9 protein-coding genes and 1 tRNA gene are annotated in these 10530 nt (G+C 51.7%); 6 read left to right on the plus strand and 4 right to left on the minus strand.

All coding sequences use genetic code 11. The features are described 5' to 3' along the window. The first annotated feature begins 15 nt into the window (after nucleotides 1-15). Nucleotides 16-876, plus strand: a complete 861-nt coding sequence (locus AAY72_RS15605) for a fructosamine kinase family protein (RefSeq protein ID WP_057788766.1) — start codon at nucleotides 16-18, stop codon at nucleotides 874-876. A gap of 20 nt (nucleotides 877-896) precedes the next feature. Continuing rightward, nucleotides 897-1097, plus strand: coding sequence for a CPXCG motif-containing cysteine-rich protein (locus AAY72_RS15610; RefSeq protein ID WP_008610179.1), 201 nt, complete (start codon nucleotides 897-899; stop codon nucleotides 1095-1097). On the opposite strand, the gene AAY72_RS15615 is transcribed toward AAY72_RS15610, so the two are convergent. Next, nucleotides 1094-1717, minus strand: a complete 624-nt coding sequence (locus AAY72_RS15615; protein WP_057788768.1) for a riboflavin synthase — start codon at nucleotides 1715-1717, stop codon at nucleotides 1094-1096. The genes AAY72_RS15610 and AAY72_RS15615 overlap by 4 nt on opposite strands. Before the next feature lie 62 nt (nucleotides 1718-1779). Here AAY72_RS15615 and AAY72_RS15620 point away from each other — a divergent pair, with 62 nt between their 5' ends. The 3 genes from AAY72_RS15620 (at nucleotide 1780) to AAY72_RS15630 (ending at nucleotide 4303) form a co-directional block, all read left to right on the plus strand. Then, nucleotides 1780-3153, plus strand: a complete 1374-nt coding sequence (locus AAY72_RS15620; RefSeq protein WP_057788770.1) for an MATE family efflux transporter — start codon at nucleotides 1780-1782, stop codon at nucleotides 3151-3153. Next, complete coding sequence (locus AAY72_RS15625) at nucleotides 3125-4135, plus strand: DUF3080 family protein (protein ID WP_057788772.1); 1011 nt, start codon at nucleotides 3125-3127, stop codon at nucleotides 4133-4135. Before AAY72_RS15620 ends, AAY72_RS15625 begins: the two co-directional genes overlap by 29 nt. A gap of 91 nt (nucleotides 4136-4226) precedes the next feature. Further along, a tRNA-Val gene (locus tag AAY72_RS15630) sits at nucleotides 4227-4303 on the plus strand. A 260-nt stretch (nucleotides 4304-4563) separates the two neighbouring features. Here AAY72_RS15630 and AAY72_RS15635 read toward each other — a convergent pair. From AAY72_RS15635 to AAY72_RS15645, 3 genes are all read right to left on the minus strand, one after another. Beyond that, the gene (locus AAY72_RS15635) at nucleotides 4564-5388 is read right to left on the minus strand and encodes a class III extradiol ring-cleavage dioxygenase (protein ID WP_057788774.1); all 825 of its coding nucleotides are present in this window, start codon (nucleotides 5386-5388) and stop codon (nucleotides 4564-4566) included. A 176-nt stretch (nucleotides 5389-5564) separates the two neighbouring features. Continuing rightward, on the minus strand, nucleotides 5565-5774 hold the full coding sequence (locus AAY72_RS15640) for a cold-shock protein (protein ID WP_008983216.1): 210 nt from the start codon (nucleotides 5772-5774) through the stop codon (nucleotides 5565-5567). A gap of 340 nt (nucleotides 5775-6114) precedes the next feature. Continuing rightward, entirely contained in the window at nucleotides 6115-9024 is a 2910-nt protein-coding gene (locus tag AAY72_RS15645; RefSeq protein ID WP_057788776.1) for a prolyl oligopeptidase family serine peptidase, read from the minus strand. 226 nt (nucleotides 9025-9250) lie between these two features. On the opposite strand from AAY72_RS15645, the gene AAY72_RS15650 reads away from it, so the two are divergent. Then, a complete protein-coding gene (locus AAY72_RS15650) occupies nucleotides 9251-10477 on the plus strand; it encodes an Nramp family divalent metal transporter (RefSeq protein ID WP_057788778.1) in 1227 nt (408 codons plus the stop codon). The last annotated feature ends 53 nt before the right edge of the window (nucleotides 10478-10530 follow it).

Below are 10530 nucleotides of genomic sequence, written 5' to 3' on the forward strand. Positions count from 1 at the left end.
AACAGGATGGTACCTATGTGGCAAAGTATTGCAGAACAAATCAGCACTGAGCTGGATATTGATTTTCAGATCACCGACAAGGCGTCACTAAACGGTGGCTCGGTTAATCTGGCCTGGCATATTCAGGGCCAGGGCCGGCAATTTTTTGTCAAACTGAACCAACGCGAACGGCTGGAGCAATTTGAAAATGAACAGTGGTCGCTGCAAAAGCTGGCCCAGCAAGGCGCCATCCGGGTACCGGAAGTGATCTGTGTTGGTCAGACGCTGGATAAAGCCTTTTTAGTACTGGAATTTTTGCCACTACAAATGGAAACCGAACAGGGCTGGCAACAACTCGGTGAACAGCTGGCTGCGCTGCATGCGCGGCATGAACAGGCAATGTTCGGTTTTGATTGGGATAATTTTATTGGCCTGACCGTGCAACCAAATCAGTGGCAGAGCAACTGGAGCAGTTTTTTCTCAGAGCAGCGCTTAGGCTGGCAATTGCAGTTACTGGCCGAGCAAGGTTTTGGCGTAGGTAATATCGATAAAATGGTTGAGCAAAGCCGCCAGCTGCTGGCGCATCATAAACCGCTGCCGAGCCTGCTACACGGTGATTTATGGCGTGGCAATGTTGGCTTTACCGCCGAAGGCCCGGTAGTGTTTGATCCGGCTTGTTATTTTGGTGATCGCGAAGCCGATGTGGCCTTTACCGGTTTATTTGCGCGCTTTCCGGAGCCGTTTTACCAAAGCTATCAGGCGGTATATCCGCTGCATGAAGGCTACCAACAGCGCAAAAGCCTCTATAATTTGTATCATGTACTAAACCATGCCAATCAATTCCGGGGCAGTTATCTGCTGCAGGCACAGGAACTGATTAAACAGCTGTTTCATTAACAGATTAAACGGAGGTTGGGATGCAGCCCATTTTCCATAGTATTCAATGCCCATTTTGCGGGCACCCGACGGATATCTGTGTCGAAGCCACCGATGAAGATCAGGATTACACCGAAGATTGCAGCAATTGCTGCAATCCAATGCATATCCGGGTGCATGTCGATGAGATGCGGCATAAGGTACAGATTTTTGTCGATGCCGACGACGAGCAGTACTATTAGGGCTTGTTAAAGCGTTCAGCTAACAGCCGCTCTACGGTGCGGATAAGGGTGACCGTTTGCTGATCTAATTCGATATTCAGCTTATCGCCAACCTGCTTACCGCCTAAATTGGTGATCTGCAGTGTCTCCGGAATTAAATAAAGGCTAAAGCCCTGCGCCGTCACTTCACCAACGGTTAAACTGCAGCCCTCCACCGCAATAAAGCCTTTCGGCTGGATATAAGGCAGCAGCTCGGCGGGTACACTAAGCTCAAAGCCCACATTATCAGCATCCCGTTTAATCGCGCTCAGTGTCGCGGTAGCCTGGACATGACCAGAGACAATATGGCCACCCAGTTCATCACCAAAACGCAGTGAGCGCTCCAGATTGACGCGGCTGCCAACGACCAAAGTGCCAAGGTTAGTTTTTTGCAGACTTTCCGCTATTACATCAAAACAGACCCAGCCGGCCGCGCTATCAAATTCGGTGGCAGTTAAACAAACACCGTTAATCGCAATACTGGCACCGCGTGTTAGCTGCTGTAAATAATCAGCCCCCGCCTGCACTGTTAAACGGCGAATACCGTTTACATCGTGAATTTGTGTAATCTCAGCCTGGGTTTGTACTATTCCGGTAAACATTCACACCTCTGTTTGTGGTACATTACGCGCCTATTTTTACGCTCGATACGACATTGGCGCTCATGTTACCTTTTTCCCGCTTTGAAGCCAGAACCATTTTAAAACTGTCTGGCCCGATAGTGTTAGCTCAGCTAACGCAAACTCTGATGTATTTTGTCGATACCGTCATGGCCGGCCGCGTCAGCGCCACGGATATGGCCGCCATTGCTGTGGCATCAGGTCTTTGGTTGCCGGTCGTGCTGACGATGCAGGGCTTATTGCTGGCCTTAACGCCGATTGTGGCGCAGTACTACGGCAGTAAACAAACCAAACCGATTAGCCACTATACGTTACAGGCACTGTATTTGGCCTTTATCATGGCAGCGCTGTTATTCGTGTTGATGTTATTTGCCGATATTCCGCTATCAAGGCTGAATATGGACCCGCTGCTGCGGGAAAAAACCCTCGACTACTTATTTTATGTCAGCTTTGGCTTATTCCCCGCCGCGGGCTATATGGTGATGCGCAACCTGTTTGAAGGCCTGGGCAACACCAAAGCCAGTATGTGGATAGCCTTTGTCGGTATTCTGGTTAACGTGCCAGCCAACTATATTTTTATCTACGGCAAACTGGGAATGCCTGCGATGGGCGGTGCTGGCTGTGGTGTCGCCACCAGTCTGGTGTTTGTGGCGATGTTTATTGCGATGCTGGTTTACGGCTACACCAGCCGCAGCACCCGCCCCTACCGCCACTGGCCGGAAAAGCTGTGGCTGAGCTTAAAAGATCAATGGCAAATAATCCGCATCGGCACACCCATTGCGTTTTCGATTTTCTTTGAAGTAACGCTGTTTGCCTGTATTCCTCTGGTGATCGTACATTTAGGCCCAATCGCCGTCGCCGGCCATCAGGTGGCGCATAATTACAGTGCTATTGTCTTTATGCTACCGCTAAGCTTAGGTTTAGCTACCACTATCCGGGTTGGCCATTTGGTCGGCGAGCAAAACTTAATGGAGCTGAAAAAAGCGATCAGCACGGCCATAGTATTATCTGTGGCGATGTCGCTGCTTACCGTGATTTTTACCCTGCTGTTCAGAAAGTACGTCGCCGCCTTGTACTCGCCGGATCCGGCGGTAATCGCCCTGGCCAGCTCGCTGTTAATACTGGCAGCCATTTATCAATTCTCTGATGCTGTACAGGTCGTTGCCGCCTGTGCCCTGCGAGGCATGAAAATCACAACACCGGTCTTTTTTATTACGCTAATCTCATACTGGCCAATCGGTTTTGGTTTGGGTGCCGTACTAGGTTTAACTAACTGGCTGGTCGAACCGATGGGGCCTCATGGCTTCTGGACGGGTATTATTGTCGGTTTAACCTGTGCAGCTATCGCACTGGCAATAGTATTACGTAAACAAATCAACAGGATGGAGCATGAATTTAAAACGGGGGCTACTGCTTAGTCTGCTTTGCTGTTTGCTGTTAAGCGGCTGTGGCGACAGCCAGGGCGTTGCCACCTTGCGCGATTATCAGCAGCGGGTAAACCGGGTATTGGCACTGGATAGCCCGGCACCACAGCTAACTGCCGCGCCGGCTTTTATCGCGAAATCGGCGCTGCAACAACCCTTACCCGATTTACGCATCGACCTGCTGGATGCGTTCGCCACCCGCCGCTGCGGCCTGGATCAATTAATAGCAGAGCGCAACAGCAGCCTGGGCAAGGTGTTTACCGCCAGCAAACGCTTAAACTACGAACTGCGCTTTCTCGCCACCTTGCAACAATGCTTAACTGAGCAGTGGGAAGAACCGTTAAACAGCCAATTACAGCAAGTGTATCAGCAGAAACAACACAGCATCGCTATCGCGCTGAACAATATGCTGCAAACCGATGACACGCTGCGCAAACGCTGGCTGGGCAGTAATAGCACCCTTACCCCCGGCGATAATAGCGGCTTTACCGAGAGCCTGGGCGCGCTGCAGCAATTAGTTGAGCTAAAACAAGCCGTGGCACGACAAGATTGGTACAGTGCCAGCCGGATCGATCCGGAACAGGCACTGGAAACCCTCTACCGTTTTAGCTTTTTATCTGATTTGCAATATAGCCTGCGCTACGCCGCAAGCTGGCTTGGCAGCATCAACCCGGCGTTGCTGGCGATTGAACCGGCCAGCCTGTGCCCGCGCGGCCAAACCGAGCAGCTAACCATTCTAAGTACAGTATTTCGTAAATACTTTATTGGCGAGGTACAGGCTTACCTGGCTGAGTTAACGCGCTATCAGCAACAAAGCTGGCCGTTACTGGCCGAACTGTATCAGGATAGCGCCCTGCTACCGGTATTGCAGCAACGCTATCAGCAACCGGCCACTGAACTACAACAACAGCTGCTACAGCACGTTGGCTGGTACCAACAACTGAACCAACTGTGTCCGGTAGGCCTTACCGGCTAATTTTCAGGCAAACACAACGCCGGAACTTAAAAACACTTGCCAAAGTGCAAGGCGCGCAATAACATAGCGCCCGTTGTCAGCGACAACATTTGCGTCCTTAGCTCAGCTGGTTAGAGCACCACCTTGACATGGTGGGGGTCGGTGGTTCGAGTCCACTAGGACGCACCAAATTCCTAACAAAAACAGCACCTTATGGTGCTGTTTTTGTTTTTACTGCTGGTACACACTGGTACATTCTAACGCCCGCAAACATTTTGCAAACATAAGCTGCTCACTACGAAGCGCCCGTCTCCGGTATGCTTGCCGTACCGGAGACGCGACCTGCGATGTTAAACCCCAAAATCGCAAATCATTTCTAATTTGTCACACCTTGCTACTTGGCTGAACGGACGACACAACCTGCGAGCTAGCCAACTTTGCTCGTCATTCTAACCAAACCGAAATGCTGACAACTGGGTGCGCAGCACATTTTCTGAATACACTTTACGGCCGTTTGCCGCGCCGGCGGCTCCGGCAACAACCATTAGCGGCAGCAAATGCTCTTCGGCCCCGTGCGGATGGCAATCTATGGCATGGGGCGCCGTTTGCCACTGCTGCAACAAGGCATAGCGTGTTGCCGGCTCGGCCTGCACGGCATCGGTTAACCAGCGATCAAAGATCTCTGAGGGCGCGGTATAGCGGGGATCGCCATAGCCCCGCATATTATGAAAGCTCATGCCACTGCCAACGATTAGTACGCCCTGCTCGCGCAGCGGCGCTAATGCCGCGCCAAGCTGAAGATGCGCTGAGGCATCCAGGCCGCGTTGCAGTGACAGCTGCACTACCGGGATCTCTGCCTGAGCAAACATCAGTTTTAACGGGATAAAAACGCCATGGTCAAAACCGCGGCTCTGCTCCAGCCGGCTGGGTAAACCCGCTGCGCTAATCCGTTCGGCAATCGCCGCCGCCAGCTCAGGTGCGCCGGGAACCGGATAAGTCAGCTGATAAGTTGATTCCGGAAAACCAAAATAGTCGTAAATCAAATCGGGTTCGGCCGCAGCGGTCAGCGCAAAGGCGTCATCCTGCCAGTGTGCCGAAATTAGCAGAATGGCTTTTGGCGACGCCGGTAAATCAGACTCGATACCGCGTAAAAACGCCGCCATCTGCTGCCAGGTATTGGCCGGATTCCAGTTCATAAAGAAACAGGGGCCAGCGCCATGTGGAATAAAATAGGCCGGTTGCGTTAGCGACGAATCAGGCATTGCTTCAGACATCAGTAAAAGCTCCTGTGGTAAAGTTGCACCAGTTTAGCTTATTCCTGCCGGAATAACGTCCATTCCGCGATTAATAATGACTTTAGATTGAAAGCAAAAAACCACTGCGATGCAGTGGTTTTGTCGTGTAGTTCCTTGCCAAAAAGACTTACTGGCTCAGAGCAGGCGGTTAAGCCTTACATCACAGAAATTTTTGATGCTTGTGGGCCTTTTTGGCCGGCCGTTACGGTAAATTGCACCCGTTGGCCTTCTTGCAGTGATTTAAAACCGCTGCTTAAAATTTCGCTGAAATGAGCAAAAACGTCAGGGCCTGACGCTTGTTCAATAAAACCAAAGCCTTTAGCTTCGTTAAACCATTTTACGGTGCCGGTAGTTGGAGTAGACATAAGAGTTACCTGTATCAATTAATTAAAGTGCCTGCGACGAGGCGATAGTGCTGCAAGAGATGTTTAAACTTATGAATACAGGAAAGGGTACTAAACGGCAGTAACATTCAAGGTTTGCATAAATAATGAACAAACTAATTAAGCCAGCCCAGTGTATAGGTTTAAATCGGGATGTCAAAGCTTATTGTATAAATATTGAAAATAAAAATTAAACGAACTGCTATTTACCGCAGCCGTCTCCAACGCCAATAAACTACTTAAGAAAAGCTGTATGCCTGTTACGGTTTAAACCAGGCGCCAACAAGGGTTGGCGCCTGGTGTTGATAATGTTAACTAGTGCTTAGTCATTGCGCTGATACGGCTGCCCTTGCTGCCACCACAGTGGTGCCGGTTCGCCTTTTAGGTAGTGATTAAAAAACTCCAGCATTTTCATGCTGTAATCCACCTTGTTGGCAAAGTCCGCCAGATGGTGATCTTCGCCCTCGTATTGCAGCATTACCACATCTTTATCCAAGCGGCGCAATGCTAAATACAGCTCAATCCCCTGCTCCCAAGGCACAGCACCGTCTTTATCACCAAATTGGATCAATAGCGGCGTGTTAATTCTATCGGCAAAAAACGCCGGGGAATTATCGATATAAGGTTTGAGATTGTCGAACATCGACTCACCAATGCGGCTTTGCCCGGTTTCATACTGAAACTGCCGCGCCAGGCCGGTTTGCCAGCGAATACCGCTATAGGCACTGGTCATATTCGCTACCGGCGCGCCTGCTACGGCGGCGGCAAAGCGATCAGTTTCGGTGATCACAAAAGCCGTTTGATAACCCGACCAGCTATGGCCGTGCAAACCAATGGCTTTAGGATCGGCAATGCCCAGTTCGATTAAACGGTCAATCGCCGGCAACAACGACTCGGTGGCGCTTGGCCCGGGCGCCCCCTCACGAAAGCGGATATCCGGTAAAAACACCACATAATCCTGCCCTAAATAAAACGGGAAGTTCGGCCGGTGATTAACCCGCATTTGATTATAGTTAAACAAACGGTCAGAGAATTGCTCGTAGTAATACACCAGCACCGGATAGCGCTTAGCTGGGTCATACCCATCCGGTGTTAATACCACGCCTTGCAGCCGCTCGCCATCGGCGGTAAACCAGTCAATCAAATGGCTGTCGCCCCAGACGAAATTTCGCTGCTGCGGATTAACGTCAGTTAGCCGAGTCTGCTCACTAAAATCAGGCTTCGCCAGTTTAAGATCCGGAAACTGGCGGAAGCTTTGTTCGGTAAACAGGTAGGCATTCTGCTGTTCCAGCGCTTCAACAAAATCGTAGCGCTTATTGCCGCTGATCAGGGTTTGTCGTTCACCCGTTGCCAAATTCAGCTGATAAAAGCCGCTCTGTTTGCTCTGCTCGTTAAAACCGCGTAATAGCAGCTTGCTATTCACGGCAATAGCCTGCGCTGTGGCATCGGTTTGTTCAAAGCGGTAACGCCAGTGCGTGTCGCGGCCATTTACCGTCAGGTTACGGTTGTCGCCATTCAGGCCCAATTGCCAGATATCAAAGCGATCATAAACCAGTACCGCCGATTCATCGGCCGCCCAGCCGGCTACGCCGTAAGCTGCGGCAGGCTCTGGCCGATCGTGCATTTCATCAACCCAGGATACCTTGATATCCGCTGCCAACTGACGTTTGCTGCCATCGCTGCTATCGAATAACCAGAGTTTGCCCTGCTGCTGATACAGTGCATAACGGCCAGAGGGCGAGAGGTGCGCACGCTCGTAAGACGGGTTGCCGGCAAAGACCTGCTGCCGCTGTCCGGTATGCAAATTAACATGCCAGATATCATGTAACCGGCCCTGCCAGGTCAGTTGCTGCAGATAAGGACGGCCATTGCTGACCAGCGCCGCCTGCGGGTTTTGCGACGGGTACAGCCGATCTTCGATATCGGCACTTAGCGCTACCAGTCGTGGTGTGGCGCTGCTTGCCAGGCTACTGTTATCCACACTGCTATTATCCAACCAGAGCAAAGCCGGAGCGGTGCGGCGCTGTGCTTGCTGATACTCCGCTTTTTGCTGCGGGATAATCCGCGGATCCTGACCATGCCACACCTGCAGCTTGCGCCCAGCGGCCAAGCGAGCTAAATCAAACAGTTGCTCGTCCGTTTCCAGTGCCGCCGCAGCTTCTGCCGGCGCGACGAGCGGCCGAAAACCTAACAGTACCGCCCGGCTATCCTCACGCCACTCCGGTGCCTGCTTATCACTTAACAGCCAGCCATCTTGTGCTACAGCTAATGGCCGGGCCGGGTTTTGATTGCTGCTTGTTAAATTTTTAGCCGACCAATGCCAAAGTTGCTGCGCACTCTCCTGGCCTTTTTCGGCTTTAGCGGCGCTAAAAAATACCAGTTGCTGGCCATCCGGGCTAAAACGCAATTGCTGTTTGATGTCGGCGTTAGCTTCAGTAAGTGTCAGGCTGCGCTGCTCGGCAGGGAAATAAACTAACACCTGCTGGCTTGGTTTGGTGTTTTTTGCCGCTTTGTCTGTTGTGGTTTGCTTAGTGGCGGCTTGCTCAACGCCTGCTTGCTCAACGACCAGGGCGATTAAGTCCGAGTCTTTGGCGGTAGCAAACTCTGTCACCTGCCCTAAATCGCTCACCGTATCGCTTTGTAAATCCAGCAGTTGGAGCAATTGGCTACTGTCTTTGCTATCGGCTTTGCGCGCCAGTAACAGGGCATAGTTACCGGCACCGGTAAAGCTAAAGCGTTCGATATTGGTAAATACCCGCTGCTCGCCAGTCGTGGTATTAACTAATACCGCGTTCTGCGCTAGGGCATCACGTTTAGCCTTATCGTTTTTAGCTTGTTCACGCGCTAACAGCGGCGCCTGCTGGCGAAACAGCGCAAAACTGCCGGTTTGATTGAGCTGGCCACGATCTGCGCGCTCAATACTAAACTCGCGCTCGCTGAGTAAATGCCGCACATAGCCGGTACTGTCGCCAAAATCCGGCTCAGCCGTATAAAGCAGCCACTGCTGATTACCGCTAACCGCACGCTCTTTGATCTCGCGAAACTGCATAATGTCGCTCAGGCTTAACGGTTTAAGATGAGTCACATCGGCGCTACTGGCCGCAATAGTCACGGCGCTTGGCTGCAGCTGCGCCGTGTTAGTTGTCGTTCCAAGCTGACTACAGGAAACAAGGGAAAACGAGACTGCCAGTGCCAGGGCGACACGGCTAACAGAGTATTGAAGTCTTTTCATAGCAAGCACTTATTCTGGTTATTTTGCAGTGCTTACCCTAGCACAGGGAGAATTGCGCCAGCAGCAAAATCCTGCCAACTGGCGATTTGGCGGGATAAAAAGCAACATCTGTATTTTGGTTAATGTCGTTTTCAGGTGATCTGTAATTCACACTAAAAACTCAACTATTGCTTTTGCCTTTCATTCTGAGGTTATGATAAGCAACTAATTATCTTTGGACTGCGTTATGCGCTTTATCCCCCGCTTTGGCCCCGCCACCCTGGTTACCGCTGCTTTTATTGGGCCTGGTACCGTAGTTACTGCATCACTGGCAGGTGCTAACTTTGGTTATGCTTTGCTGTGGGCCCTGCTGTTTTCGGTGTTGGCAACGCTGATTTTGCAGGAGATGGCGGCACGATTAGGCATCGTAACCGGTCGGGGGTTGGGTGAGAATTTGCGCCAGCAACTGCAGCATAAGCTGCTGCGGGCCTTACTTTATCTGCTGGTTATTGCCGCTATTGTGCTGGGTAACAGTGCCTATCAGGGCGGTAATCTGACGGGTGCCAGCCTGGGTGCTGAAGCCATTTGGGGAGATACCGCCTGGCGACTTGCGCTGGCAGAGCACAGCAAGCTGAATCCCTGGGCTTTGCTATTAGGCGCCATCGCTGCGGCGATCCTATGGCAAGGCCGCTATCAGTTAATTGAGCGCTGGTTAATTGGCCTGGTGCTATTAATGAGTCTGGCCTTTATCAGCAGCATGCTGCTAACCCAACCGGCATGGTCGGCCATACTGCGCGGACTTTTAGTACCGCAACTACCGGAGGGCGCAACGTTAACGGTGATTGCACTGATTGGTACTACCGTTGTGCCCTACTCGCTGTTTTTACATGCCGCCAGTGCGGCCCGTAAATGGCAAACTACCGACAAATCCCAGGCGCTGGCGGAGTCTGCCGCCGATCTGCGTACCGCTATTCCGCTGGGTGGCCTAATTACTCTGGCAATAGTCTCGACGGCGGCTAGCGCATTTTTTGGCAAAGGGTTGACACTTAGTAACGCCGGTGAGCTGGCACTGTCGCTGGAACCACTGTTTGGTGCCAGTGCGCGCTATCTGATGGCGCTGGGCTTACTGGCGGCCGGTTTATCTTCGGCGCTAACGGCACCACTGGCGGCGGCCTATGCGTTGCAGGGTTTATTGGCACTGAATCCGCAGCAGTTTCGCCTGACCTGGCTGCTGGTGATGCTAATAGGTATTACGGTATCCAGCATGGAGCTGAAACCTCTAAGCGTGATCTGGTTTGCCCAGGTTGCCAATGGCATTTTATTACCGGTTATTACGCTCTGTCTGTTAGTCGCGGTCAATGCCAAAGCGCTGGGGCGCTATCGCAATAACCGCCGGCAAAATCTGCTAGGTTTTAGCGTGCTGGCTATCACCCTGCTGTTAAGCGGCCGCACGCTCTACCTCGCCCTTAGCTAACTTATCCACACGTCTCCGGTACCGGTAAGAGCTCAGACCCTGAGGTATCCCCA

This window comes from Alishewanella sp. WH16-1 (genome assembly GCF_001441695.1).
GTDB lineage: Bacteria > Pseudomonadota > Gammaproteobacteria > Enterobacterales > Alteromonadaceae > Alishewanella > Alishewanella agri.

What these genes read in the sequence shown, in the direction of transcription:
- AAY72_RS15605 (WP_057788766.1), top strand. Translation starts at nt 16, where the DNA reads ATGTGGCAAAGTATTGCAGAACAAATCAGCACTGAGCTGGATATTGAT.
- AAY72_RS15610 (WP_008610179.1), top strand. Translation starts at nt 897, where the DNA reads ATGCAGCCCATTTTCCATAGTATTCAATGCCCATTTTGCGGGCACCCG.
- AAY72_RS15615 (WP_057788768.1), bottom strand. Translation starts at nt 1,717, where the DNA reads ATGTTTACCGGAATAGTACAAACCCAGGCTGAGATTACACAAATTCAC.
- AAY72_RS15620 (WP_057788770.1), top strand. Translation starts at nt 1,780, where the DNA reads ATGTTACCTTTTTCCCGCTTTGAAGCCAGAACCATTTTAAAACTGTCT.
- AAY72_RS15625 (WP_057788772.1), top strand. Translation starts at nt 3,125, where the DNA reads ATGAATTTAAAACGGGGGCTACTGCTTAGTCTGCTTTGCTGTTTGCTG.
- AAY72_RS15635 (WP_057788774.1), bottom strand. Translation starts at nt 5,388, where the DNA reads ATGTCTGAAGCAATGCCTGATTCGTCGCTAACGCAACCGGCCTATTTT.
- AAY72_RS15640 (WP_008983216.1), bottom strand. Translation starts at nt 5,774, where the DNA reads ATGTCTACTCCAACTACCGGCACCGTAAAATGGTTTAACGAAGCTAAA.
- AAY72_RS15645 (WP_057788776.1), bottom strand. Translation starts at nt 9,024, where the DNA reads ATGAAAAGACTTCAATACTCTGTTAGCCGTGTCGCCCTGGCACTGGCA.
- AAY72_RS15650 (WP_057788778.1), top strand. Translation starts at nt 9,251, where the DNA reads ATGCGCTTTATCCCCCGCTTTGGCCCCGCCACCCTGGTTACCGCTGCT.